Below are 23,392 nucleotides of genomic sequence, written 5' to 3'. Positions count from 1 at the left end.
CCCCAGGGCGAGCCCGTACGCCGTAAAGTGGCACGACCGGACGGCCGGGCGCCGCATGAGAAGAAGGGGGAGGGCATCGGATGCCGCACACCGAGACACCGGGCACCGAGGCGGACCCCGCACCGCGGCTGCGCTGGTGGACCGAGCTGCCGCTGATCCTGCTCGTGTACGCCTGCTACTCGGCGGGCCGGCTGCTCGCCCGGGGCGACGTCTCCGGGGCGGTCGACCACGGCCTGGCCCTGCTGCGCTTCGAGAAGGCGCTGTACCTGAACTTCGAGCACCCGCTCAACCGCCTCTTCACGCGCGAGCCGTGGATAGGGATACCCGCCGACTTCTGGTACGCGTCGCTGCACTACCTGGTGACCCCGGCCCTGCTGGTGTGGCTGTTCCGCTCCCGGGCCGTGCGCTACCGCGCCGCGCGCACCTGGCTGATGACGTCCACCCTCATCGGCCTGGTCGGCTTCACCCTGCTGCCGACCTGCCCGCCCCGGCTCCTGGACGCGAGCCACGGCTTCGTGGACACGATGGCCCAGTACAGCTCCTACGGCTGGTGGGGTGGCGCCGCGAGCGCACCGCGCGGCATGGGCGGCATGACCAACCAGTACGCGGCGATGCCGAGCCTGCACGTGGGCTGGGCCCTGTGGTGCGGCGTGATCCTGTGGCGCTACGGCGGTACGCGCCTGACGAAGGCGGCCGGTGTCGCCTACCCCCTGATCACGACGATCGTCGTCATGGGCACCGCCAACCACTACTTCCTCGACGCGGTCGCGGGCGCCGCCGTGATGGGCGTCGGGCTGCTCCTGGCACCGCTGGTGATGCGGACGGCCGACCGGGTCAGGGCGCGGTTCGTGCCGCGCGTCGCACCGGTCCCGGCGGTCACTTCCGCCGCGGGTTCCCCGATTGTCAGTGCCGGATGCCAGACTTCCGCGGGTGAGCGAATTCCACGGCAGCGCGAGTCGCGGTTCGGAGCAGGGGCCGAGCCGAGTGCCTCCCCCAAGGACGCGGGGGACGGCGCTCCGGCACCGGCTCGCTGAGCTGCGCGGCCCGGACGTCCCCGCGAAGGCACTGGACGCGCGCGCCCTGGCGGCGCTGGCCGCCAACCCCGGCTGCGCGCGGCGCGCGATCCTCGACGGCGCCGGGGTGAACAAGACGGCCCTGGCGAGCGCGCTCGGCGCGCCATCCGCCTTCGGGCAGTCGCAGTTCGCGCTCACGCGGGGCAACGCCTTCGAGGCGAAGGTCAAGGCCGACGGCGGTGCGGAGCTGCTGCGGCTGGTGCACGAGAAGCTGGACCGCTCCGCCGAGCCGCCCACCGGCGCGCGCGTGCCCGACCTGACGGCGACCGGCCCCCAGGGGCGGACGGCCCGTACGGCGCTGGAACTGCGGCAGGCCGCCGCGCACCCCGGTGCGTGGACACTGCTCGACCACCCGATGCTCGCCCTGGACGTCGCGGGTTCCCCGGCGTTCCTGGAGCCCGACGCGGTGGTGGTGCACCCCGACGGCAGCTGGACGGTCGTGGAGATCAAGTCCTTCCCGCTGCTGGACGGTTCGGCGGACCCGGCCAAGGTCGGGGCGGCGGCCCGGCAGGCCGCGGTGTACGTGCTGGCGCTGGAGGAGGTCGCGGCCCGGCTGGTGCCCGCCCCGCGCGTGCGCCACCGCGTCCTGCTCGTCTGTCCCCGGGACTTCTCCAACCTGCCGGCCGCGTCCGCCGTCGACATCCGCAAGCAGCGCGCGGTGACGGCCCGCCAGCTGGCCCGGCTGACCCGCATCGAGGACATCGCCGACGCGCTCCCCGAGGGCACGTGCTTCTCGCCCGAGCTGCCGGCCGAGGAGCTGACGGCGGCCGTGGAGTCGGTCCCGGCGACGTACGCGCCCGAGTGCCTGTCCGCGTGCGAGCTGGCCTTCCACTGCCGGTCCCGTTCGCGCGAGCGGGGCGCGGTGACCTCGCTGGGCCGCGCGGTGCGGGCGGAGCTGGGCGGTCTGACGACCGTGGAGGACGTCCTGGCGGCGGCCCGCGGCGAGACCGGTGACCCCGACGACCCGGCGGTGGCGGCGCTGCGCCGTGCGGCGGCCCTGCGCGCCGAGGCCCTGGAGGCGGCGTGTCACTGATCTCCACCCTGGCCCGCCTGGAGGCGGTCAGCACCGGCCGCGCCCAGCCCGCCGCCACCGTCCGCCACCGCCACCTGTCCGACCGTCCGCTGGTGTTCGTGCCGCTGGTCACCGCCGGTGAGGCCGGTGCCCCGCTCGGCGCTCTGGTGGGCACCGACCGGGACGCGCCGCGGCTGCTGGCCGTCCCGCAGCCCCGCGACAGGGACCTGCGGTTTCAGTTCCTGGCCGACCTGGCCGACGTGGTCCTGCCGTACGTCGACGGCTACGCGGACGTGGTCGAGGCCGCCGAGCGCACCGAGACCGACCCGGAGACCGGCAAGCGGGTCAAGGTCGAGGTGGACCTGTGCGCGGACGCGCCGCAGCTTCTCGTGCCGAGCCGGGCGGGCATCGACCTGGTGCGGCTGCTCGGGCGGTCCATGCGGTTCCGGCGCACGGCCGAGCAGGATCCCGAGGCCCCGTACCCGGCGCCGCCCCGGGTGCCGCTGCTCGGACGGTGGCTGACGCACTTCGGGGAGCGGGCCCGGGTGCCCGGCTCCTCGCTGCTGCTGGCGATGACCGACGTCCTCGGCCGGCACTGGGCGACCGGGCAGTCCACCCTGGAGGACCAGCACCTGGGGGCGCTGCTCGCCTGGATCGACCCGCCGGAGGGCGTGACCGGCGCCGAGGCGGCGCTGCGGGCCGAGCTGGAGCGGGACGCCCAGGGGCAGCTGACCTGTCCCCCGGCCGGTCCGGCCACCGACCCGGCGTTCGACAACAAGCTCCTCGCCCCGGCCATCGAGCGCTACGACCGTGCCCGCACGGCGTTCGCCGCCGCGGAGGACGGCCTGGAGGCCGAGGACCGGCTGGGCGCGGTGACCGCCGCCGAGCGGGAGATCCGCGACCTGGTGCTCAGCCGCACCCGGCCCACCTGGGACGCGGTCTGGCGGGGCCTGGACCTGCTGCGCGCGCTGCCCCCGGGGGCGCATGTCGAGGAGCGGTGGACGCGCGACCGCTGGTCGTTCACCGGCCACCGCGACCGGGTCCGGGCCGGCGAGCCCCCGCAGCCGCGCCGCGACGACGCCGTCACCGCGGCGAACAAGCTGGCCACCCGCGAGCGCGAGCAGGCCCGGCTGGAGGCGCAGGAGGCCCTCGACGACCCGCTGGTGATGGCGGGCCGGCGCCTGTCCGGGGAGGCCTTCGCGGGCGAGGTCACCGATGTGGCGATGGCGTACAGCGACGGCAAGCGCCCGAGCCCCCGGCCCCTGGTCACGGTCCGCACGGACGACCGGCCGCATCTCGGGGAGCGCACGAAGGTGTACCGGTCGCTGGGCGGGAAGCCCCAGTCGGCGGAGTTCGTGACGGCCGAGGAGGACGGCGCGTGCCTCGTGCTGCGGATCCTCGACAAGATGGGCCGCGGCAGGGAGCCCGAACCGGGGTCGGTGCCGGTCAAGGGCGACCGGGTCTGCTTCACGCTCTTCGAGCACGAGCAGCGCGGCGGCGCCAAGCTGCCCGACCCGGAGGAGACCCCGTGGACGCACGGCGGGCCGCCCGGCGAGGCGACGCTGGAGGCCGCCGACCCGGTGACCGAGGAGGATGTGCAGTGACCACGGTGTTCGACCCCTCGGCCGCCGCGGCCCAGGCCATCGACGCGATCCTGCACGACACGCTGCACGGCACCGCGCGCGGCGTCGTCGTGGACTCCCCGCCCGGCGCGGGCAAGTCGACGCTGGTGGTCCGCGCGGCCCTGGAACTGGCCGAGGCCGGTCACCCGCTGATGGTGGTCGCGCAGACCAACGCCCAGGTCGACGACCTCGTCCTGCGGCTCGCCGAGAAGAACCCCGAACTGCCCGTGGGCCGGCTGCACAGCAGCGACTCCGACCCGTACGACAAGGCACTCGACGGCCTGGACAACGTCCGCCCGTCGGCGAAGGCGGCCGACCTCGCCGGGCTGGCCGTGGTGCTCTCCACGGCGGCGAAGTGGGCGCACGTGAAGACCGACGAGCCGTGGCGGTACGCGATCGTCGACGAGGCGTACCAGATGCGCTCGGACGCGCTGCTGGCGGTGGCCGGGCTGTTCGAGCGGGCGCTGTTCGTGGGCGATCCGGGACAGCTGGACCCGTTCGCGATCGTCGGCAGCGAGCAGTGGGCTGGCCTCGCCTACGACCCGTCGGCCTCAGCGGTGTCGACCCTGCTCGCGCACAACCCGGACCTGCCCCAGCACCGCCTGCCGGTGTCCTGGCGGCTGCCGGCCTCGGCGGCGCCCCTGGTCTCGGACGCCTTCTACCCGTACACGCCGTTCCGCAGCGGCACCGGCCCCGGCGACCGCGCCCTCGCCTTCGCGGTGCCGTCGGACGGCTCGGGCCCCGACCGGGTGATCGACGAGGCGGCGGCGTCGGGCTGGGGACTGCTGGAGCTGCCCGCCCGGCACACCCCGCGCACGGACCCGGAGGCGGTGCGGGCGGTGGCCACGGTGGTGCGCCGCCTGCTGGACCGCGGCGGCGCGACGACCTCGGAGCGCTCACCGGACCCCTCGCCGCTGACGGCCGACCGGATCGCCGTGGGCACGGCGCACCGGGACCAGGCGGCCGCGGTGCGCGCGGCGCTGGCCGAGCTCGGCGTCGCCGACGTGGTCGTGGACACGGCCAACCGGCTGCAGGGCCGCGAGTACGACGTCACGGTGGTCCTCCACCCCCTGTCCGGCCGCCCGGACGCCACCGCCTTCCACCTGGAGACGGGCCGGTTGTGCGTCCTGGCCTCCCGGCACCGGCACGCCTGCGTGGTGGTGTGCCGGGCGGGCGTGACCGACCTGCTGGACGACTATCCGTCGACGGAGCCGGTGCAGCTGGGGACGGTGGTGAAGTTCCCCGACGGCTGGGAGGCCAACCACGCGGTGCTGGCGCACCTGGCCGAACATCGCGTGTCCTGGCGGCCGTAGCGGACGGGGGGTGGTGGGGCGTCCTCGTCCACGACGGCGATGCCCACTTGCGCGCCCGCGCGACAATGGACGGTGGCCCGGTCCAGCCGGAGGGTCAGCGCGACGTACGAGGAGGAGAAGACATGGCGGAGCCCACGCCGCGTCGGAACGAACCGCGGCTACGCCCCGCGCCCCTGCTCTTCGAGCCCGCGGAGGCGGCCTCGGACCCCGAGCACTTCTTCGACCTCGAGTCGATCGACGACCCCCGGGCGCTGCTGTCCCGGGCCACGGAGCTGACGCTGGCCTTCCGGGCCGCGGCGGACCGGGCGGTGGAGTTCCAGGCGATGGCGGCGGCGCAGCTGGCCGATCCGCGGCGGTTCGACCGGCTGACGACGGCGGACATCGCCGAGCGGGCCGAGTGGACCGAGGACTACGCCAAGAAGATGGTCGAGTTCGGGCGGGACCTGATGCGGGGCGGGGCCGAGGGACGCGGGCCCGGCGACCCGGTCTAGGCCGCCCCGCCCGATCACCCGGCATATGCCAGCCGGGCAAGATACCCCCGCCCACCCCTTCCTGTCCCGGTTTCCCGCAACCCTCGGGAACCGCGCGCTCACACCCGGTAGACCTGGAGTCATGAGCAGCGCATGGAACGCCTCCCGCGTCACCCCGGACGGAGCCGCCTGGCTCGCCTCGGCAGGAACGTATCCGCGAAGCACGCTCGCCCTCTGGGAGGAGCGGCCGAACGCGCCGGTCGTGCTGCCCTGCGGCTCGGCCTTCGACGTGGTCAGCGCGCCCGCGGTGTTCGGGCGGCGGATGCTCGACCGGCTGTGGGACGACGGGCCGGGCTCCGGCCCGGTGGCGGAGTACCGCGGCCGGATGCTGCTGTTCGCCGCGCCGGGCACGGCTCAGCGGTTGCCGGCGTTGCTGGAGTGGGAGGAGTGGGGCGCGCAGGGCCGGGACGCCGGGGGCGTCCGGGGAAGCCGCCGCACGGACGCCGTGCCCCCGCTGCTGTGTCACGGCACCGGCGACGCCGTGACCGTCCCCGCCCCGGCGGGAGGCGTCCGCCGGTCCCGCTGGCTCGTCGCCCCGGACACCCGTCAGCCCTGGCTTCCGGGCCCCGAGGTCCTGCTGTGGGCGGCGGTGCGGGCGGCCCGGGCCGCCGTGCGGATTTCGATTTTTCCTCCCGCCGACCAGGGTGCTAAGGTCTACGACGTCAGCAGGCGCCGCTAGCTCAGTTGGTTAGAGCAGCTGACTCTTAATCAGCGGGTCCGGGGTTCGAGTCCCTGGCGGCGCACGACAGTGAAAGGCCCCCTCGCGAGAGCGAGGGGGCCTTTCACGTGGCCCTCGGCGGCGTCAGTGCCCCACCCCGATCTTCACGATCCAGGCGCCCGTGGCCGTCCGTCCCTCCACCTCCACCCGCACACCCTCCCCCGGGACCGTGAAGCTCTCCCCGAGGGCGACGGGGGCGTCCGCGAGGGGTGGGTAGACCGAGTCCTCCCAGCAGGCCTCCGTGCGCGGGTGGGCGTCGATCACCTCGATCGGCCCGCCCCCGGAATGCGCCCCGCCGCGCACCCGGTACACCAGCACGCCCTGTCGGCACGCGGCCGCGTCGTTGCCCGCCGGCCCCCGCGCCTCGAAGGCCAGCACGCTGTCCCGCCCCGTGCGCACCACCGCGAGCTTGGTGCCCCGCCCGAGCCCGAAGGCCGGTGCCCCGGCGGTGCCCTCCGCCGGTCCGCCCGGCCCCGCGGCCAGCGGCTCCAGGGTCAGCCGCGCCGGCCCGGCGTCCTGGACGCACCGCACCTGCCGCGCGTCCAGCCAGCCCAGCTTCCACTTGTGCCAGCCGAACAGGTCCGGGGCGAGGCCGAACTGGCTGCCCATCAGGTCCCAGTCGCCGACATGCGTGTCCCAGTCGCCCTTGCCGTCGGCGGGACGGTGGTACAGGTCGGGCAGGTCGAACACGTGCCCGGTCTCGTGGGCGAGGACGAGCCGGTCCGGCGGATGCTGCTCGAACACCGTGACGACCCGGCGCAGGTCGGTGCCGTCGGCCCGCAGCGGGCTCGTGAGGTTCACGACCTTGGTCGCGTCGGAGTCCACACCCGGCGCGTCCGGGTCGGCGACGAAGTACACGACGTCGTAGCGCGAGAAGTCGACCTGCGGGTCCGCGACGGCGAGGGCGTCGCGCAGGTACGCGGAGCGGTGCTCGGGGCTCCAGTCGCGCCGTATGGCGTACGCCGTGGAGGGCTGCGGCATCCGGATCCAGTGCCCGAGCGGGTGCGGCCGCAGGGTGAACCGGCCATAGGAAGCCCGTTCGAAGAAGCGGGTGGTCGCCGGGAAGTGGTCGGCGGTCAGCTCCTGCGGCGTGGTCAGCGGATGGGCGTCCGGGAAGGACAGGAAGACCATGACCGCGTCCAGGGCCCGGGTCGGGCGCGGATAGTCGGCGTTCCAGGTGTCCAGGCCCTCCGAGTGGTGGGCGTCGGTGCGCGTCAGCGCGCAGGGTGCGGCCGAGTCGGCGTCGGCGGCCGAGGGGCCGGTGCCGAGGGACGTCGCGGCGAGGGCCGACATGGTGGTGAACACGGCCGCGGTGCTGCGCAGTCGGGCGCGCGGAAACGGACGCGGCACGGGTACCTCCGGGTACGGTTCGCGGGACACCGCACCCAGCCTGTGATGATTTGTCGTACTGCGCCCTGTTTGCCTGCACCACTCGGGTGAAGGGTCCGAAAAAATGCGGAAGCCGGCACCCTCAGAGCACTCACGGAACGTCACAACTGGTCGGGGCCCTGAAGAAGCCGCCCAGGTGCGAGCAGAAACGATCTGGCAGAAGGGCCGATTGGTCGGGGAGACTGGACACCGGCTGGAAGGCCCTGGGGCCAGCCTCTATGATCGGCACACTTTCCTGACCTTTCCTGCACGGACAGAGATCGAATACATGCGGGAGCGAGCGGTGAGCGGAACCTCCGAAGGGCCGGCGCCCGCGGCAGACCTCGACCGGCCGGTCGTCACAGAGAGTGAGATCGACACGTCTCCCCGTACCGAGCCCCTGTCACGGCCGCCCTACCGTGCCGTCTTCACGGCCGCCCCCCTCGCCATGGCCGTGGTCGACCCCGAGGGCATGGTCGTCAGCGCCAACGACGCGCTCGCCGCGCTGCTCGGCAGCGCCCCCGGCGAGCTGGCCGGGGCCGTCGCCGCCGACCTGGTCGACCTCACCTCCGACACCCGCAGCCTGCACGCCTACCGCGAGGTGCTGCGTGGCCGGCAGTCCCGGCTGCGCTGCACCCGCCGCCTCAAGCACCCCGACGGGCACTCGCTGTGGGTGCAGGTCACGGTCGCCCCGCTGCCCGGCGAGGACCGGGCCGTGCTGCTGTCCGTCGCCGACATCAGCGCCCGCCGGGAACTCCAGGCCCGGCTGCGGCACTTGCAGATGCACGACCCGGTGACCCGGCTGCCCAACCGCACACTGTTCTTCGAACGGCTGTCGGCCGCGCTGGAGGCGGAGTCGTACGAGCAGAGCGGCACGGGCCGGATCGGGCTGTGCTACCTGGACCTGGACGGCTTCAAGGCCATCAACGACACCCTCGGCCACCGCGTCGGGGACCGGCTGCTGGCCGCCGTCGCCGAGCGGCTCACGCGCTGCGCGAACGAGGCCGGCCGGTCCCGCGCCAGCATCCCGCTGGTGGCCCGGCTGGGCGGGGACGAGTTCGCGCTCCTCGTCGAGGACTCCACGGGCACCGAACAACTGGCCGAGCTGGCCGAAGCCGTGCTGCGGGCCGTCCAGGACCCCTTCGACCTCTCCGGGCGGCGGCTGTCGGTGTCGGCGTCGATCGGGGTCGTCGAGCGGCACGCGGCCGGCACGACCCCCACCGCCCTGATGCAGGCCGCCGACACGACGCTCTACTGGGCCAAGGCCGACGGCAAGGCCCGCTGGACCCTGTTCGACCCGGAGCGCAACGCCCACCGCATGACCCGCCAGGCCCTCGCCTCCACGCTGCGGCCGGCCATCGACCGGGACGAGTTCCGGCTGGAGTACCAGCCGCTGGTCGGCATGGAGGACGACCGGCTGCACGGGGTCGAGGCGCTCGTCCGCTGGAATCATCCTCAGTTCGGCGTACTGACGCCGAATCGGTTCATCGGACTTGCGGAGGAGGACGGCTCGATCGTCCCGCTGGGCCGCTGGGTGCTGCGCACGGCGTGCGAGCAGGCCCGCCGCTGGCAGCTGGACCACCCCGGCGAGCCGCCGATCTTCGTCAGCGTGAACGTGGCGGTGCGTCAGATCTGGGACTCCGACCTGGTGGCGGACGTCGCCGAGACCCTGGCCGAGACGGGGCTCGCGCCGCACCTGCTGCAGCTGGAGCTGACCGAGTCCGCGGTGATGGGCTCGGCGGGCCGTCCGCTGCAGACCCTGAAGGCCCTCAGCGACATGGGCGTGCGCATCGCCATCGACGACTTCGGCACGGGCTACTCGAACCTGGCCTACCTGAGCCGGCTGCCGGTGTCGGCGCTGAAGCTCGACGGGTCCTTCGTGCGCGGCTTCCAGTACGACGACCGGGACGCGGCGAGCCGGGCGAACCCGGCCGACGAGGTCGTGGTCGAGGCGATGATCCAGCTCGCGCACCGGCTCGGGCTGACCGTCACGGCCGAGTGCGTGGAGACCTCCGCGCAGGCGACCCGGCTGCGGCGCATCGGCTGCGACACCGGACAGGGCTGGCTGTACTCCCGCCCGGTGTCGCCGGACCGCATCTCCGAGCTGCTCGGCACGCCGGACGTTCAGGCGGAGGCGGGCGTCGCCAAACCGTAGGCGCCGGCGATGAGTTCGTAGCTGCGCAGGCGGACGTCGCCGCCGTGCGCGTTGGCCGTGATCATGAGTTCGTCGGCGCCGGTGCGCTTGGCGAGGTCGTCCAGGGCGGAGCGGACCTCGTCCGGGGTGCCGTGGACGACGTTGGCGTTCCAGGAGCCGACGAAGTCCCGTTCCACGGGGCTGAAGCCGTACGCCTCGGCCTCCTCCGGGGTGGGCACGAGGCCGGGGCGGCCGGTGCGCAGCCGGACCATGCCGAGGGCGGCGGCCAGCACCTGGCGGCGCGCCTCCCTCTCGTCATCGGCGGCGAGGGCGGAGACGCCGATGAGGGCGTAGGGGGCGTCGAGCACGGCGGACGGCTGGAAGGACTCCCGGTACAGGTCCAGGGCCGGGATGGTGTTCCGCGCCGAGAAGTGGTGGGCGAAGGCGAACGGCAGGCCGAGCGCCCCGGCCAGGCGGGCGCTGAAGCCGGAGGAGCCGAGCAGCCAGACCGGCGGGCGGTGCCGGGACTGGACACCGCCGGGCGAGGTGGCCTGCACCGGGCCGGGGACGGCGTGGACGCGGCGGTAGGGGTGCCCGTCGGGGAAGTCGTCGTCGAGGAAGCGGGTCAGCTCGGCGAGCTGCTGGGGGAAGTCGTCGGCGCTCTCGTCGAGCCGGTCGGTGCGGCGCAGGGCGGCCGCGGTGGCGCCGTCCGTGCCGGGCGCCCGGCCGAGGCCGAGGTCGACCCGGCCCGGGGCCATGGCCTCCAGCGTGCCGAACTGCTCGGCGATCACCAGCGGGGCGTGGTTGGGCAGCATCACGCCGCCGGAGCCGAGGCGGATGCGGTCGGTGTGGGCGGCGAGGTGGGCGAGGATCACGGCCGGGGACGAGGAGGCCACGCCGGGCATGGAGTGGTGTTCGGCGACCCAGTAGCGGTGGAAGCCGCGCCGCTCCGCGAGACGGACCAGGTCGACGCTGGTGCGCAGCGCGTCGGAGGCGGTGCGGCCGGCCCCCACGGTGACCAGGTCCAGTACGGAGAGGGGGACGGGGGCGCTGCCCTGCGCTGCGCCGCGTATCTCGTCTGCCGCCACGGTGGGGTGCCTCCTGCTGTGGGCCGTGTGCTGTCGTTCCGGCTCTAACAGGGGACTGTCTCCGGTTATTCCCGGCCCGGGCGTCCGGGCCGGGCGGTCAGGCGGCCTGCTCCCAGTCGCCGCGCGCGCAGCCGGGCGGGGGCGGGGGGTCCGCCTTCTCCCGGGCCCGCAGGACGGTCCAGGCGAGGGTGGTCGCCCCGAAGAGCCACCACGGCACGGGCCACACCAGGCCCCACCAGTCGGCCCGGGGATCACCGAAGGCGTCCACGGCGGCGCTGGCCATGGCCGCGGCCAGGCTCCAGCACAGCAGGCGGGCACAGCGCCGGACGGCGTTTGCGGGGGATCTGAACGGGCCCGGTTCGGCCATCGGGGGTCCTTCACGGCACGACTGGCTGCGGACGTGGCCAGTGTGCACGGAATGCACGCGGGAAGGGGAACGCGCTTTCGGTCAACCCAAGGGCCCCCTGGGGCGGCGGAGTTGAGCATTCCTCAGCTCCCAGCACGCCACGGGACCGGTTACGCCCGGCTTTGCCCCGAATAAGCGGCAGGACCGATTCCGGGCCGCATGGACGGTCCGTTCGGGGGCACCGCGCCCTTTCACCGGCTGTTGGGAGGACACCTTGGACTTCACGACGAGGCGTGCCGCGAGATGCCTTGAGGCGACGTTCACGATCGCCGTGAGCATGAACGCCGTCGAAGCCTTCTGGGACCCGGACGGGACGGTGTGGTCGGGGGCCCGGCTGGCGGTGAGCGCGGCCTTCACGCTCGCCCTCGTCGCCTGGGCCGTGCTGTGGGTGCTGCGGTGGCGCCGCGGGAGGACCTGATGGGCGGGCGGACGGACCGGGGCGGCCGGGGTGACCGCCGGCGCGGCGCCTGTGCGGCGGGCGCCTTCGGGGCCGTGGTGGCGGGGCCGCAGCAATTGTTCGACTCCGGCGTCGGCTGGGACCTCCCGCTGGCCATGCTGGTCGGGGCCGCCGCGGGTGGGATCGTCGGCTCGGTGTTCCCCTCCGTCCTGTACCGGCGGCCCCGGGAACGGCCCCGTGTCCCACCGCCTCCGTATCCCCCGCCCCCGCCACCCGAACGGAGGGGCTGAGGACGCGCCGGAGAGCCGCCCGGGCCGGGGGCCGCACCGGGTCGGGCGGTCGCACCGGCCGGGCGGGCCCGCTCACGCCTGGACGATCGGCTCCCGGGTGAACAGCGCGCCCAGCTCCGGCGCGTTCACCCTGCGGTCCGCCAGGCGCAGGGCCTCCCAGACCGTGACCTGGTTGGCCGTCAGGACCGGCTTGCCCAGCTCCTTCTCCAGGGCCGGGATGTGGGCCGCCGTGTGCAGGGCCGTGTCGGGCAGCAGGAGCGCCTCCACGTCGGGGTGGTCGGAATTCCGGGCCAGGGCGAGCAGTTCCGGCTCGCCCCACCTGCCCACCTCGGCCGCCGTGACGACGCCCGAGGTGCTGACCGACACGACGTCGACGCCGTCCGAGCGCAGGAACTGCGCGAAGAGCTGCGCGACGTCCTCCGGGTAGGTCGCGCCGACCGCGACCCGCCGCACCCCCAGCTCCCGCACCGCGTGCACGAACGCGAAGGACGTCGAGGAGGCGGGCATGCCGGCGGTCAGGGCCAGCGTGCGGACCTGCTCCTGGGCGCCGTCCCAGCCGTAGACGAAGCTGCCGCTCGTGCAGGCCCACACCACGGCCTCCGCACCGGCGTGCCGCAGCTCCTGCACGCCCGTCGCCAGCCGCCCGGCGGAGCCCATCTCCAGCAGCGCGTCCACCCGGTGCGCGTCCTCACCGATGTCGGTGTGCACCAGGTCCATCCGGATGTCGCTGCCCAGCAACTGCTCGATGCGCGGATAGTCGTCCTCGGCGGAGTGGCCCGGGTAGAGGAATCCCAGTGCTGTCATGTCCAGCCTTCCTGCCGCTGCTCTTCTTCCGGCACTACGGGACCGGGGTCCGCCCCCGGCGGTAGGGGGCCGGAACGCGCCGCCGGATTGACCAGCGCTTGGTACGGCCCCACCGCACGGGTACCCAGCCGGCGCAGCGCCGCCCACATCGTCACTTGGTTGGCCGAGATCACCGGGATCCGCAGCTCGGCCTCCAGCGGGGGGATGACGTCGTAGGTGGGCAGGTCGGTGCAGCTGATGAACAGCGCGTCGGCGTCGCCGCGGACGGCCTGCCGGGCCATGTCCACGACCTCCCGGTAGGGGACCTTCCAGATGTGCCGGGTCAGACCCATGAAGGCGCGGCCGGAGATCGTCACGCCGGCCTGGGCGACGTAGGCCTCCAGGGACCGCGTGACGGAGACCGTGTACGGCGTGACCAGCGCGACCCGGCGCACGTCCAGCTCCACCAGGGCCTCCAGCAGCGCCCCGGAGGTGGTGATCGCGGGGACCGACCCGGCCCGGCTCATCGCCTCGCACATCGCGCGCTCGCCCATCAGGCCGCCGACGAAACTGCCGGAGGTGCAGGCGTAGGCCACGACCTCCGGGGTGATCGCGGTCAGCGTGCGGACCGCCTCGCTCAGCGTCTCGTGCTCGCTGACCAGGCGGGCGAGGTCGAGGCTCACCTCGACGGGGACGTAGGGCGTGCGCGTCATGTGGAGGGAGACGCCGTCCGGGACCCAGCGCCACAGTTCGCGGTCCAGGGCGAAGTCGAAGGGGGCGACGACGCCGACCCCGCGCTGCGGGCCGGGCCCGCCGAGCAATGGGACGTCCATGGCGGGCACCGGCCTCACGCTGGGCGACGAGTACGCAACGGATCGTGGGAACGCCCGTGTTGACGACGGTAGGTTCGGGTGCGAGCGTGGTCAATCCGCCCGGATCACCCCCTGGTCAACACCGGGTCAACTCGTCGTCACCCGCGGCCCCCGTACGGCCCCGGCCCGCCGAACGGCTGGAGAAACGGCTGCTCATGCCCACCCCCACCCTGCTCGTCCTGGACGCCGAACCCCTCCCCCGTCTCGGCCGCCTCACCGGCCGCGCGCGCATCGAGCACACCGACGCGGCGGGGCTCGCGGAGCGCCTGCCGCGTGCGGACGTACTCCTGGTGTGGGACTTCACCTCGCGCGCCGTCCGGGACGCCTGGCCGGGCGAGGGCCCGCGCCCGCGCTGGGTGCACACCGCGAGCGCCGGGGTGGACCATCTGATGTGTCCCGAACTGGCCGCCTCCGACACGGTCGTGACCAATGCCCGCGGCGTCTTCGACCAGCCGATCGCCGAGTACGTCGCCGCGCTCGTGCTGGCCATGGCCAAGGACCTGCCCCGCACCCTGGAGCTCCAGCGGGAGCGGACCTGGCGGCACCGCGCGTCGGTCAAGGTCGCCGGGAGCCGGGCGGTGGTGGTCGGGTCCGGCCCGATCGGCCGGGCGATCGCCCGCACGCTGAAGGCACTGGACATCACGACCTCGCTGGTCGGCCGCGCCGCGCGCGCCGGCGTGCACGGCCCGGAGGACCTGGACCGGCTGCTGTCCCGCGCCGACTGGGTGATCGCGGCCGCGCCCCTCACCGAGCGGACGCGCGGCATGTTCGACGCCCGGCGCTTCGGCGTGATGCAGCCCTCCGCGCGGTTCGTCAACATCGGCCGCGGCCCGCTCGTCGTCGAGGACGCCCTCGCCGAGGCCCTGGACAAACGCTGGATCGCGGGCGCCGCCCTGGACGTCTTCGAGAGCGAACCCCTGCCCCGGGACAGTCCGTTGTGGCGGGCCCCGGGCCTGATCGTGTCCCCGCACATGAGCGGCGACACCGTCGGCTGGCGCGACGAGCTCGGCGCCCAGTTCGTGGAGCTGTTCGAACTGTGGGCGTCCGGCGAGCCGTTGCGGAACGTGGTCGACAAGCAGCGTGGGTACGTACCCGGACACTGACGCCCCTGGGAGGGTGGATGACCGAGCTCACCGAGCTGACGGCCGTACGACTGCTCGACGGGTACCGCGCGGGCGAGTTCTCTCCCGTCGAGGTGACCCGGGCGGCGCTTCAGCGGGCCGAGGCGATCCAGCCGGAGGTGAACGCCTTCGTGCGGCTGACCGCCGAGGACGCGCTGGAGCGGGCCCGGGAGTCGCAGGAGCGCTGGCGGCGCGGTGAGCCACGGGGGCTGCTGGACGGGGTGCCCGTCACGGTGAAGGACATCCTGCTGCTGCGCGGGGCGCCGACCCTGCGCGGCTCGAAGGCGGTGGACCCCGCGGGGCGCTGGGACGAGGACGCCCCGTCCGTGGCCCGGCTGCGCGAGCACGGGGCGGTCTTCCTCGGCAAGACGACGACGCCCGAGTACGGCTGGAAGGGCGTGACGGACTCGCCGCTGAGCGGCGTGACCCGCAACCCGTACGACCCCTCGCGCACCGCGGGCGGTTCGAGCGGCGGCAGCGCGGCGGCCGTGGCGCTCGGCGCGGGGCCGCTCTCGCTGGGCACGGACGGCGGCGGCAGCGTCCGCATCCCGGCGTCGTTCTGCGGGATCTTCGCCCTGAAGCCGACCTACGGACGCGTGCCGCTCTACCCGGCGAGCGCCTTCGGCACCCTGGCGCACGTCGGACCGATGACCCGGGACGCGGCGGACGCGGCCCTGCTGCTGGACGTCATCGGCCACCCGGACTCGCGCGACTGGTCGGCGCTGGCCCCGCCGCCCGGGTCGTACACCGAGGGCCTGGGCGGCGGGGTGCGCGGGCTGCGGGTGGCGTACTCCCCGACGCTGGGCGGGCAGGTGGCGGTGCGCCCGGCGGTGGCGGCGGCGGTGCGGCGGGCGGTGGAGCGGCTGGCGGAACTCGGCGCGTACGTCACGGAGACCGACCCGGACCTCACCGACCCGGTGGGGGCCTTCCACACCCTGTGGTTCAGCGGGGCCGCGCGGGTCACGCGGCACCTCGCCCCGCACCAGCGGGAGTCGCTGGACCCGGGCCTGCGGGAGATCTGCGCGCGGGGCGCCCGGTACTCGGCGCTGGACTACCTGGCCGCGGTGGACGTCCGGATGGACCTGGGCCGCCGCATGGGCCGCTTCCACGACACCTACGACCTGCTCGCCACCCCCACCCTGCCGATCACGGCGTTCGAGGCGGGCGCCGAGGTGCCGAAGGGGTCCGGCCACCGGCGCTGGACGGGCTGGACGCCGTTCACCTACCCGTTCAACATGACGCAGCAGCCCGCGGCGAGCGTGCCGGTCGGCTTCGACGGGGACGGACTGCCGGTCGGGCTGCAGCTCGTGGCCGCCCGGCACCGGGACGACCTGGTGCTGCGGGCGGCCCACGCGCTGTACGGGGCCGGGGTGGCGCCGGGCGGCCGGCCTACGCCCTCCGGAAGCTGAGCGTCTCCCCCGCCGCCCCCGACCGCCACAGGTCGTTGCACGCCTCGGCCATGGTCGCCAGGCCGTCGACGACCTGGCCCCAGACGATGCCGGGCACCCAGCCGACGTCGCCGTTCAGCAGCAGGTTGTTGCGCTCGTAGAACAGGGCCAGGTCCACGAGCGTGGTCCCGGCGCGGACCTCGCGGTCGTAGCCGTAGGACGTGGTGCCCAGCTCCGCGCCGGCGAAGGTGAAGTAGCACAGGTCGCCGGGAATGGGGGTGACGGTCGGATTCTCCAGGGGTGGCTCGGCCGGGGCGAAAGGCGGGAAGAGGGCGTAGATCTCGTTGCGCGCGTACTTCGCGTGGTAGACGTCCCCGGCCAGCGGAAGGGCGTCCCAGACGGCCGCGCAGGTGATCGGCGCGCGGTCGTCCAGCAGCCTGGCCGTGCAGGTCACGCCGCGCTTGACCAGCGAGACTTCGAGGTAGCGATCAGCCATGTCCTCCATCGGAGTGCCCCCGTCGGCCGCGGTCAAGGGCGCACGGGCGAGGTGGGGGGCTCGAAAAGAGCGGCATAACCCGGATGCGTTCGGGTAGCCGCGCGCCCATGGCTCCAGCACACAGAAGCCCACTGAGAAGTCCGCAACACATACCCCGGCCCGGATCCGGGCCCGCCCGCCGGTCGCTGCTCGCGGGGGTCGCGGCGCTCGGCGCGCTGGGCGCGACCGGGTGCAGCCGCGTCGCGACGGCCTCGGACGCCGAGGGTGGTGACCTCCTCGACCGGCTCCGGGCGGCGGGTGTGGTCCGGCTCGGCATCGCCGGCGAGATCCCGTTCGGCTTCATCGACAAGGACGGCGAGCTGACCGGAGAGGCACCGGAACTGGCCAAGGTCATCTTCAGGCGCCTGGGCGTCGACCGGGTGCAGCCCGTGCCGACCGAGTTCGGCTCGCTCATCCCCGGCCTGAACTCCCAGCAGTTCGACGTCGTCGCCGCCGGGATGTACGTCAACCCCGAGCGCTGCGAGCAGGTGATCTTCTCGGACCCGGACTACCAGATGCTCGACGCGTTCATCGTCCGCAAGGGCAACCCGAAGGGGCTGCGCGGCTACGAGGACGTCGTCGAGAAGAAGGCGAAGTTCGCCACCGGGACCGGATACGCCGAGATCCAGTACGCCGTCGAGGCGGGGTACGAGGAGAGCGACATCCTCATCGTCCCGGACCAGGTGGCGGGGCTGAACGCGGTCGAGGCGGGCCGCGTGGACGTGTTCGCCGGCACGGCGCTCACCGTGCGCGAGGTGGTGAAGAAGTCCGCCAAGGCGGAGGCCACCGAGCCGTTCAAGCCGATCGTGGACGGCGAACCGCACGTCGACGGTGGGGCGTTCGCGTTCCGGCCGACCGAGACGAAGCTGCGCGACGCCTTCAACGCCGAGCTGCGCAAGCTCAAGAAGAGCGGCGAACTCCTCCGCATCCTCAAGCCGTTCGGTTTCACCGAGGCCGAGATGACGGATCTGACCGCGAAGGAGCTCTGCGGCGGATGACCCCGGGACTCTGGGAACTGGTACTCAAGGGCGTCTGGGTCACCGTCCAACTGCTCGTCTGCAGCGCGCTGCTGGCCGCCGCGGTGTCCTTCGTCGTCGGCGTCGCGCGTACCCACCGCCTGTGGATCGTCCGCTTCCTCGCGGGCTTCTACACGGAGGTGTTCCGCGGCACCTCGGCCCTGGTGATGATCTTCTGGGTGTTCTTCGTGCTGCCCCCGGCCTTCGGCTGGCAGCTGGTGCCGCTGTGGGCGGGCACGCTGGCGCTCGGCCTGACCTACGGCGCCTACGGCTCGGAGATCGTGCGCGGCGCGCTGACCGCGGTCGACCCGGCGCAGCAGGAGGGCGGGATCGCGCTCAGCTTCACGCCCTGGCAGCGGATGCGGCTGATCCTGCTGCCGCAGGCGGTGCCGGAGATGATCCCGCCGTTCTCCAACCTCCTGATCGAACTGCTCAAGGGCACCGCCCTGGTGTCGGTCATGGGCATGGGCGACCTGGCCTTCAGCGGCAACCTGGTGCGCCTGGCGCTCCAGGAGAGCGCGGAGATCTACACGTACGTCCTGGTCATCTACTTCCTGATCGCCTTCCTGCTCACCCGGGTCATGCGCGGTCTGGAGAAGAAGCTCAAGCCGGGCGTCGGCAGGAAGCCCGGCGGCACGACCAGGGCTCCCGATCCGGTCGCGGTGGAGGCGGTCCGATGAACTGGGACTGGAGCGCGGTCTCCGACTTCATGCCGGACTTCTGGGCCGGCCTGCTGGTCACCCTGCAGATCCTGGTGCTCGGCTCACTGATCTCGTTCGCGCTGGGCCTGGTGTGGGCGCTGCTGATGCGGGCGCCGACGCGCTGGGTGACCTGGCCGGTCGGGGCGGTGACGGAGTTCGTCCGCAACACCCCGCTGCTGGTGCAGCTGTTCTTCCTCTTCTACGTGCTGCCCGAATGGGGCCTGGCCTTCTCGGCGCTGGCCACGGGAGTCTTCGCGATCGGGCTGCACTACTCGACGTACACCATGCAGGTCTACCGGGCCGGTATCGAGGCCGTGCCGGCCGGCCAGTGGGAGGCGGCGACGGCGCTGAACCTGCCGCTGCGCCGCACGTGGACCGCGGTGATCCTGCCGCAGGCGGTGCGCCGGGTCGTGCCCGCGCTCGGCAACTACGTCATCGCGATGCTCAAGGACACCCCGCTGCTGATGGCGATCACCGTCCTGGAGATGCTCGGTCACGCCCGCCTGTTCTCGCAGGAGCACTTCCGGTTCACCGAGCCCCTGACGGTGATCGGAGTGGCCTTCATCGTCATTTCCTACCTGGCCTCCCTTGCCCTGCGAGCCCTGGAGCGACGCCTTGTCCACTGACATCCTCCCCCACCCCGAGAAGAACCCCGCCAGGAGCGGCGGCGAGCTGGTCCGGCTGGAGCAGGTCACCAAGCGGTTCGGCGACCACACGGTCCTGGACCACCTGGACTTCTCCGTGGACGCGGGCAAGCACGTCACGCTGATCGGCCCGTCCGGGTCGGGCAAGACCACGATCCTGCGGCTGCTGATGACGCTGACCAAGCCGGACGAGGGCACGATCACCGTGGACGGGGAGCGGCTGTTCCCGGCGCCCGAGAAGCAGGTCCGCGAGGTCCGCAAGAAGATCGGGATGGTGTTCCAGCAGTTCAACCTGTTCCCGAACATGACCGTCCTGCGCAACATCACCGAGGCGCCGGTCACGGTCCTCGGCCTGTCCAAGGACGCGGCCGAGGAGCGGGCGCGCGAGCTGCTGGAGCTGGTCGGGCTGACCGACCACCTCGACAAGCACCCCGGGCAGCTGTCCGGCGGCCAGCAGCAGCGGGTGGCGATCGCCCGGGCGCTGGCGATGCGCCCGCAGGTGCTGCTCCTGGACGAGGTGACCTCCGCGCTCGACCCGGAGCTGGTCGCCGGCGTGCTCGACGTGCTCAGGGACATCGCCCGCTCCACCGACATCACCATGCTCTGCGTGACCCACGAGATGAACTTCGCCCGGGACATCTCCGATCAGGTGCTGATGTTCGATTCGGGCCGGATCATCGAGGCCGGTCCGCCGGAGAAGATCTTCAGCGAACCGGAGAAGGACCGCACCCGGGAGTTCCTCAGCGCAGTGCTCTGACTACGGCACGTGAGCAGGCAGAACGCGCGGACGCCGGACTGGGGCATGCCTCTGGCATATGCCAGAGGATCAGTGTCCCAGTTCGGATGCCCGGGAATCTTGTCAAGCCCCGCTCCCCGCAGCGGCTTTGCCGGTTAGTCTGGACACGGTTCACTGACCGGATCACGGCCCTACAGCAAGCGCAGGGGGAGACCACCGTGGCGCTGAAGCACGAGCCGACCACCCCGTACCACTCGGCCCAGGAAGCCCTGCGCGTCCTGGAGACGGTGGCGCGAAACAGTTCCGGCGTCACCGACGCCGAGCTCGCCCGGCGCACCGGCATCGGACCGGAGCGACTGACCACGCTCCTGCGCATGCTGCGCCGCGAGGGCTACGTCGAGCAGATCACCGACGGCGCGTACGTCACCGGCGAGGCCCTGGCCCGTCTCGCCTCCGCCCGCCGGCGTGAGCAGGCCCTGCGCGACAAGATCCAGCAGACCCTGGACCGGCTGCGCGACTCGGTCGGCGCCGCCGTCTACATGAGCCGGTACGTCGACGGTGAGATCAGCGTCACCCAGTACGCCGACAGCCCGGCCACCCCCAAGGTCAACGAGTGGGTCGACTTCCGCTCCTCGGCCCACGCCACCGCCATCGGCAAGAGCCTGCTCACCCAGCTCGACCACGCCGGCCGCCGCGACCACCTCGCCCGGCACAAGATGGCCCGCCTCACCTCGCGCACCATCACCAGCGACCGGCTGCTGCTGTCCCGGCTGGAGGCCCAGCCGCCGACCGTGCCCGTCCTGGACCTCCAGGAGTACGCCGTCGGCACGGTCTGCGCGGCCGTCCCCATCACGGCCGGCTCCTCCGTCGGCTGCCTGGCCCTGTCGCTGCCCGTCGAGCACGCCCACCGCCTGCGCCAGGCCGCGGACACCCTGAACCGCAACGCCGCGCCGGTGCTGCTGTCCATGGCGATCTAGCGCCGCGCCGCCTGGTCCGGAGCACCCCTTCGGACCAGGTAGTATTTTCTCCGTCGCCGCCGCGGAACACGGTTTTGGCGGTCGGCGGGAGTCATGCGCCGCTAGCTCAGTTGGTTAGAGCAGCTGACTCTTAATCAGCGGGTCCGGGGTTCGAGTCCCTGGCGGCGCACCGGTGAAGGGCCTCTCGTGGGAGCGAGGGGCCCTTCGGCGTTGTACCGAGGTCACGGCGCCACGGACGTCCCCCGGTCGACACCGGAGACGAGGTCGCCGTACGGGCCGGAGGCCTGGCCGTACGCGGTGAGGAAGCCGGCGCAGAACAGGGCGACCACGCCGAGGAACGCGAGCAGGCCGACCGCGGTCATCGCCCGTCGTGCCCGGCTCGGCGCCTGGGCCGTGGCCACGACTCGGCGACCGCCGGTGTAGCGGACCATGACGTAGTCGCCCTCGGTGGTCGTCGCGGGACCGCCGTCCTCCTCGAAGCGGATGACCCGGCCGTCGTGCGCGATGAACTCGTAGACGTGGTGGAGCCCGCCCCGCCCCGCCGGGTACGCCCCGAGGCACCGCGCCTCGACCGTCAGTCCGCTGTCCCAGGCGCCGCGGATCCGCCACCAGCACCGCACCACGCGAGAGGCCATCCAGACGGCCAGTGCCATGACCAGGCCGGGCACGGCACAGAGGATCACGTCCATCACGCACCCCCGAAGCCGGTGCGCCGGCCCCGGCGGCCGGCGTGGGAGGAACCTACCCACACCGGCCACCGCGGTGACTCAAGGGAACCTCAGAGGTTCAGAAGGTGACGTCCGAGCAGGCGTAGAACGCGTTGGCCGTGTCGGCGATCGTCCACACCGCGACGATGACGTGCCGGCCGCTGAGCCCGGACGGCAGCCTGCCCGTGTGGGAGAGGGTCTGCGGCGGGCGCTGCCCGTTGTACGGCACCGTGAAGAACGGTGTGAGGTTGAGGTCGGACCGGGCCAGGTTGTGGTTCTGGTTCCAGCCCGGCTTGGTGATGTAGTACTTGAAGTCGGTCGTGGCGTGCATGGCCGTGAACTGCCAGCGGAACGTGTAGTTCTGCCCGCCCGTCACCTTCGTGGCGGGCCACGCGCCGCCGGACGGGGTGCGGGGCGCGCTGAGCTGGCTGAAGTGGCCGACGCCGCCGTTGCATATCTGCCCGTCGGCCGGTCCGGAGGCCGGGAAGCCCTTCGGCCCCTCGACGCTCTGCGGTTCCCACTGGATGGAACCGCAGTTGGTCACCGTGCCGTTCTGGCAGAGCTTCTGCCTGCTGATGGGGAGGTCGGTGTAGCCGTGACCGCTGGCGCCGCCGGAGGAGAGTACGAGGGCTCCGGTCGTGGCCAGTCCCACCGCGAGTGCGGACAACTTGGTCCTTGTGCGCATGCTGCCGCTCCTGGAGAACGTGGGGGAGTTTCGCTGAGGCGTGCAGGTAGGTCTAGACCAAGTCTGAGAGTATGGCCGTTAGTTGAACATGTCCATACCAATCACGGACCTGTTTCCCCGCGGCCCGCGCAGAACGCCACCGTCAGGTCCTTCACCAGCGCCTTGCGCTCGTAGTCGTCGAGGTCGACCAGCCCCCGCATGGTCAGCCGGGTCACCGTGTCCTCCACCGAGTCCACGACCGAGGTGAGCACGCTCGCCCGGTGCCGGGCGTCCAGGGCGGCGATCCGGCGGCGGTGCATCGCGGCCGCGACCTCGGGCGCGTACTCCACCCGCAGCGGCTGCACCGAGAACACCTCCAGGCCGACCGGGGCCGCGTCCGACGCCACCAGCCGGGTCAGGGCCTCGGCCCCGGTGTCCCCCGCCCCCCTGGCCCCGCCCGGCGTCTCCACCGGCACCCGGGCCAGGGCCGCCTCCACGCACTCGCGCAGGTACGACTCGTGGTCCTCCACGCCCAGGGTCGCCCGCGCGGTGTCCCGCACCCGCCACACCACCTGGACGACCACCCGCAGCGCGACCCCGCCCGCGTCCGTGGCGGGCAGCGGCTCACTGCGCCAGTGCCGCAGCCGTACGTCCACCCGGCGGCGCAGCAGCAGCGGGTTGACCCACAGCAGCCCGGAGCGCCGGACGGTCCCCCGGTAGCGGCCGAACAGGTCCAGCACCCAGGCCCGGCCGGTCCGCCCCCGGGCCAGTCCCCCGAACCCGAACAGGCCGAGCGCGCCGGCGCCCGCGTACGCGGCCCACTGCGCGGGGCCGAGTCCGGCCCCGGTCTGGGCGGGCAGCCCGAGCGCCTCCAGGACCAGCGGCGGCAGCAGCCCGGCCCACCAGGAGGTGGCCGCGCACCCGGCCGCCCCGCACGTCCCGGCCAGCACGCCGACCGTCCCGGGCAGCACCCGTGCGGGCCGCTCGGCCAGGTCGGGGTCGATCCGCGGCGCGGGCCGCGGCGCCGCGGCGGCCGCTCGCCGCGTGCGGGGCTGCTCCCCCGTGCCCTGCCTGCGGCCGACCACCGCGGGCCGCAGCGCCACCGTGGCCGGGTCGGGGTCGTCGCGGAACAGCAGGTGGACGGGGATCTCGGTGGTGGCCTCGTTCTGGATGAGCCGGGCGGGCCTGCCCGGCCCCTCGGCGGGTCCGTCGGGCTCGGACGTGTGGGAAGTGGTCGTACTCATGCCTGCCTCCAGCCTCCGCGCCAGATGCGTCACAACGGTGGTTCCCGGCACCG

At 73.4% G+C, this 23,392-nt stretch carries 24 protein-coding genes and 2 tRNA genes; 17 read left to right on the top strand and 9 right to left on the bottom strand.

All coding sequences use genetic code 11. The features are described 5' to 3' along the window. The first annotated feature begins 80 nt into the window (after positions 1-80). The 7 genes from AC07DA_RS34530 (at position 81) to AC07DA_RS34500 (ending at position 6,293) form a co-directional block, all read left to right on the top strand. Positions 81-1,034, top strand: a complete 954-nt coding sequence (locus AC07DA_RS34530; protein ID WP_479132185.1) for a phosphatase PAP2 family protein — start codon at positions 81-83, stop codon at positions 1,032-1,034. Continuing rightward, positions 985-2,106: a hypothetical protein gene (locus AC07DA_RS34525; protein WP_479132184.1), complete on the top strand. Its 1,122-nt coding sequence runs from the start codon at positions 985-987 to the stop codon at positions 2,104-2,106. Before AC07DA_RS34530 ends, AC07DA_RS34525 begins: the two co-directional genes overlap by 50 nt. Next, complete coding sequence (locus tag AC07DA_RS34520; protein WP_479132183.1) at positions 2,097-3,689, top strand: hypothetical protein; 1,593 nt, start codon at positions 2,097-2,099, stop codon at positions 3,687-3,689. The genes AC07DA_RS34525 and AC07DA_RS34520 overlap by 10 nt, the downstream gene beginning before the upstream one ends. Beyond that, a complete protein-coding gene (locus AC07DA_RS34515) occupies positions 3,686-5,020 on the top strand; it encodes an AAA domain-containing protein (protein WP_479132182.1) in 1,335 nt (444 codons plus the stop codon). The genes AC07DA_RS34520 and AC07DA_RS34515 overlap by 4 nt, the downstream gene beginning before the upstream one ends. A gap of 122 nt (positions 5,021-5,142) precedes the next feature. Then, positions 5,143-5,511, top strand: a complete 369-nt coding sequence (locus AC07DA_RS34510; RefSeq protein WP_479132181.1) for a hypothetical protein — start codon at positions 5,143-5,145, stop codon at positions 5,509-5,511. Positions 5,512-5,632: 121 nt separating this feature from the next. After that, positions 5,633-6,229 (top strand): bifunctional DNA primase/polymerase, encoded by a 597-nt coding sequence (locus AC07DA_RS34505; protein WP_479132180.1) that lies wholly within the window; start codon positions 5,633-5,635, stop codon positions 6,227-6,229. Beyond that, positions 6,220-6,293, top strand: a tRNA-Lys gene (locus tag AC07DA_RS34500). Before AC07DA_RS34505 ends, AC07DA_RS34500 begins: the two co-directional genes overlap by 10 nt. Positions 6,294-6,352: 59 nt before the next feature. Here AC07DA_RS34500 and AC07DA_RS34495 read toward each other — a convergent pair. After that, positions 6,353-7,618, bottom strand: a complete 1,266-nt coding sequence (locus AC07DA_RS34495; protein WP_479132179.1) for a M6 family metalloprotease domain-containing protein — start codon at positions 7,616-7,618, stop codon at positions 6,353-6,355. Positions 7,619-7,940: 322 nt separating this feature from the next. On the opposite strand from AC07DA_RS34495, the gene AC07DA_RS34490 reads away from it, so the two are divergent. Then, positions 7,941-9,791 carry a putative bifunctional diguanylate cyclase/phosphodiesterase gene (locus AC07DA_RS34490; protein WP_479132177.1) on the top strand — a complete coding sequence of 617 codons (1,851 nt, stop codon included), beginning with the start codon at positions 7,941-7,943 and terminating at the stop codon, positions 9,789-9,791. Here the strand turns inward: AC07DA_RS34490 and AC07DA_RS34485 are convergent. Continuing rightward, positions 9,761-10,858, bottom strand: a complete 1,098-nt coding sequence (locus AC07DA_RS34485; protein ID WP_479132176.1) for an LLM class flavin-dependent oxidoreductase — start codon at positions 10,856-10,858, stop codon at positions 9,761-9,763. The genes AC07DA_RS34490 and AC07DA_RS34485 overlap by 31 nt on opposite strands. Before the next feature lie 97 nt (positions 10,859-10,955). Next, positions 10,956-11,225 carry a hypothetical protein gene (locus AC07DA_RS34480; protein ID WP_479132175.1) on the bottom strand — a complete coding sequence of 90 codons (270 nt, stop codon included), beginning with the start codon at positions 11,223-11,225 and terminating at the stop codon, positions 10,956-10,958. Between the two features lie 316 nt (positions 11,226-11,541). On the opposite strand from AC07DA_RS34480, the gene AC07DA_RS34475 reads away from it, so the two are divergent. Continuing rightward, positions 11,542-11,682, top strand: a complete 141-nt coding sequence (locus AC07DA_RS34475) for a hypothetical protein (RefSeq protein WP_479132174.1) — start codon at positions 11,542-11,544, stop codon at positions 11,680-11,682. Positions 11,683-12,023: 341 nt separating this feature from the next. Here the strand turns inward: AC07DA_RS34475 and AC07DA_RS34470 are convergent, their stop codons facing one another. Further along, on the bottom strand, positions 12,024-12,755 hold the full coding sequence (locus AC07DA_RS34470) for a maleate cis-trans isomerase family protein (RefSeq protein ID WP_479132173.1): 732 nt from the start codon (positions 12,753-12,755) through the stop codon (positions 12,024-12,026). Next, positions 12,752-13,567, bottom strand: coding sequence for a maleate cis-trans isomerase family protein (locus AC07DA_RS34465; protein ID WP_479132172.1), 816 nt, complete (start codon positions 13,565-13,567; stop codon positions 12,752-12,754). The genes AC07DA_RS34470 and AC07DA_RS34465 overlap by 4 nt, the downstream gene beginning before the upstream one ends. A gap of 194 nt (positions 13,568-13,761) precedes the next feature. Between AC07DA_RS34465 and AC07DA_RS34460 the strand changes: the two genes are divergently transcribed. Both AC07DA_RS34460 and AC07DA_RS34455 read left to right on the top strand, forming a co-directional pair. After that, positions 13,762-14,709: a D-2-hydroxyacid dehydrogenase gene (locus AC07DA_RS34460; protein ID WP_479132171.1), complete on the top strand. Its 948-nt coding sequence runs from the start codon at positions 13,762-13,764 to the stop codon at positions 14,707-14,709. A 17-nt stretch (positions 14,710-14,726) separates the two neighbouring features. Then, on the top strand, positions 14,727-16,136 hold the full coding sequence (locus AC07DA_RS34455; RefSeq protein ID WP_479132169.1) for an amidase: 1,410 nt from the start codon (positions 14,727-14,729) through the stop codon (positions 16,134-16,136). Here AC07DA_RS34455 and AC07DA_RS34450 read toward each other — a convergent pair. Continuing rightward, entirely contained in the window at positions 16,117-16,611 is a 495-nt protein-coding gene (locus tag AC07DA_RS34450; protein WP_479132168.1) for a DUF3830 family protein, read from the bottom strand. The two genes, AC07DA_RS34455 and AC07DA_RS34450, sit on opposite strands and share 20 nt — an antisense overlap. A gap of 107 nt (positions 16,612-16,718) precedes the next feature. Here AC07DA_RS34450 and ehuB point away from each other — a divergent pair, with 107 nt between their 5' ends. The 6 genes from ehuB to AC07DA_RS34420 all read left to right on the top strand — a co-directional run bounded on the left by ehuB (position 16,719) and on the right by AC07DA_RS34420 (position 20,893). Further along, a complete protein-coding gene (gene ehuB / locus AC07DA_RS34445; protein WP_479132166.1) occupies positions 16,719-17,648 on the top strand; it encodes an ectoine/hydroxyectoine ABC transporter substrate-binding protein EhuB in 930 nt (309 codons plus the stop codon). Continuing rightward, positions 17,645-18,346, top strand: coding sequence for an ectoine/hydroxyectoine ABC transporter permease subunit EhuC (ehuC, locus tag AC07DA_RS34440; protein ID WP_479132165.1), 702 nt, complete (start codon positions 17,645-17,647; stop codon positions 18,344-18,346). The genes ehuB and ehuC overlap by 4 nt, the downstream gene beginning before the upstream one ends. Continuing rightward, the gene (ehuD, locus tag AC07DA_RS34435) at positions 18,343-18,993 is read left to right on the top strand and encodes an ectoine/hydroxyectoine ABC transporter permease subunit EhuD (RefSeq protein ID WP_479132164.1); all 651 of its coding nucleotides are present in this window, start codon (positions 18,343-18,345) and stop codon (positions 18,991-18,993) included. Before ehuC ends, ehuD begins: the two co-directional genes overlap by 4 nt. Next, positions 18,983-19,768: an ectoine/hydroxyectoine ABC transporter ATP-binding protein EhuA gene (ehuA, locus tag AC07DA_RS34430; RefSeq protein WP_479132163.1), complete on the top strand. Its 786-nt coding sequence runs from the start codon at positions 18,983-18,985 to the stop codon at positions 19,766-19,768. Before ehuD ends, ehuA begins: the two co-directional genes overlap by 11 nt. A 197-nt stretch (positions 19,769-19,965) precedes the next feature. Beyond that, entirely contained in the window at positions 19,966-20,724 is a 759-nt protein-coding gene (locus AC07DA_RS34425) for an IclR family transcriptional regulator (RefSeq protein ID WP_479132162.1), read from the top strand. Between the two features lie 95 nt (positions 20,725-20,819). Then, positions 20,820-20,893: transfer RNA gene (locus AC07DA_RS34420), tRNA-Lys, on the top strand. Positions 20,894-20,945: 52 nt separating this feature from the next. Here the strand turns inward: AC07DA_RS34420 and AC07DA_RS34415 are convergent. From AC07DA_RS34415 to AC07DA_RS34405, 3 genes are all read right to left on the bottom strand, one after another. After that, positions 20,946-21,413, bottom strand: coding sequence for a hypothetical protein (locus AC07DA_RS34415; protein WP_479132161.1), 468 nt, complete (start codon positions 21,411-21,413; stop codon positions 20,946-20,948). Between the two features lie 97 nt (positions 21,414-21,510). After that, positions 21,511-22,116: a lytic polysaccharide monooxygenase auxiliary activity family 9 protein gene (locus AC07DA_RS34410; protein WP_479132160.1), complete on the bottom strand. Its 606-nt coding sequence runs from the start codon at positions 22,114-22,116 to the stop codon at positions 21,511-21,513. 101 nt (positions 22,117-22,217) lie between these two features. Then, the gene (locus AC07DA_RS34405) at positions 22,218-23,339 is read right to left on the bottom strand and encodes an SPFH domain-containing protein (RefSeq protein ID WP_479132159.1); all 1,122 of its coding nucleotides are present in this window, start codon (positions 23,337-23,339) and stop codon (positions 22,218-22,220) included. Positions 23,340-23,392: the final 53 nt, after the last annotated feature.

Source organism: Streptomyces sp. NPDC044921 (assembly GCF_056432865.1).
This window is presented reverse-complemented; position numbering and strand designations above follow the sequence as displayed.

Excerpts from the sequence above, each read along its gene's own strand:
- ehuB (WP_479132166.1), top strand. The coding sequence starts at position 16,719 with ATGGCTCCAGCACACAGAAGCCCACTGAGAAGTCCGCAACACATACCC.
- AC07DA_RS34510 (WP_479132181.1), top strand. The coding sequence starts at position 5,143 with ATGGCGGAGCCCACGCCGCGTCGGAACGAACCGCGGCTACGCCCCGCG.
- AC07DA_RS34475 (WP_479132174.1), top strand. The coding sequence starts at position 11,542 with ATGAACGCCGTCGAAGCCTTCTGGGACCCGGACGGGACGGTGTGGTCG.
- AC07DA_RS34470 (WP_479132173.1), bottom strand. The coding sequence starts at position 12,755 with ATGACAGCACTGGGATTCCTCTACCCGGGCCACTCCGCCGAGGACGAC.
- AC07DA_RS34450 (WP_479132168.1), bottom strand. The coding sequence starts at position 16,611 with ATGGCTGATCGCTACCTCGAAGTCTCGCTGGTCAAGCGCGGCGTGACC.
- ehuD (WP_479132164.1), top strand. The coding sequence starts at position 18,343 with ATGAACTGGGACTGGAGCGCGGTCTCCGACTTCATGCCGGACTTCTGG.
- AC07DA_RS34505 (WP_479132180.1), top strand. The coding sequence starts at position 5,633 with ATGAGCAGCGCATGGAACGCCTCCCGCGTCACCCCGGACGGAGCCGCC.
- AC07DA_RS34465 (WP_479132172.1), bottom strand. The coding sequence starts at position 13,567 with ATGGACGTCCCATTGCTCGGCGGGCCCGGCCCGCAGCGCGGGGTCGGC.
- AC07DA_RS34405 (WP_479132159.1), bottom strand. The coding sequence starts at position 23,339 with ATGAGTACGACCACTTCCCACACGTCCGAGCCCGACGGACCCGCCGAG.
- AC07DA_RS34460 (WP_479132171.1), top strand. The coding sequence starts at position 13,762 with ATGCCCACCCCCACCCTGCTCGTCCTGGACGCCGAACCCCTCCCCCGT.
- AC07DA_RS34480 (WP_479132175.1), bottom strand. The coding sequence starts at position 11,225 with ATGGCCGAACCGGGCCCGTTCAGATCCCCCGCAAACGCCGTCCGGCGC.
- AC07DA_RS34410 (WP_479132160.1), bottom strand. The coding sequence starts at position 22,116 with ATGCGCACAAGGACCAAGTTGTCCGCACTCGCGGTGGGACTGGCCACG.
- AC07DA_RS34530 (WP_479132185.1), top strand. The coding sequence starts at position 81 with ATGCCGCACACCGAGACACCGGGCACCGAGGCGGACCCCGCACCGCGG.
- AC07DA_RS34415 (WP_479132161.1), bottom strand. The coding sequence starts at position 21,413 with ATGGACGTGATCCTCTGTGCCGTGCCCGGCCTGGTCATGGCACTGGCC.
- ehuC (WP_479132165.1), top strand. The coding sequence starts at position 17,645 with ATGACCCCGGGACTCTGGGAACTGGTACTCAAGGGCGTCTGGGTCACC.
- AC07DA_RS34455 (WP_479132169.1), top strand. The coding sequence starts at position 14,727 with ATGACCGAGCTCACCGAGCTGACGGCCGTACGACTGCTCGACGGGTAC.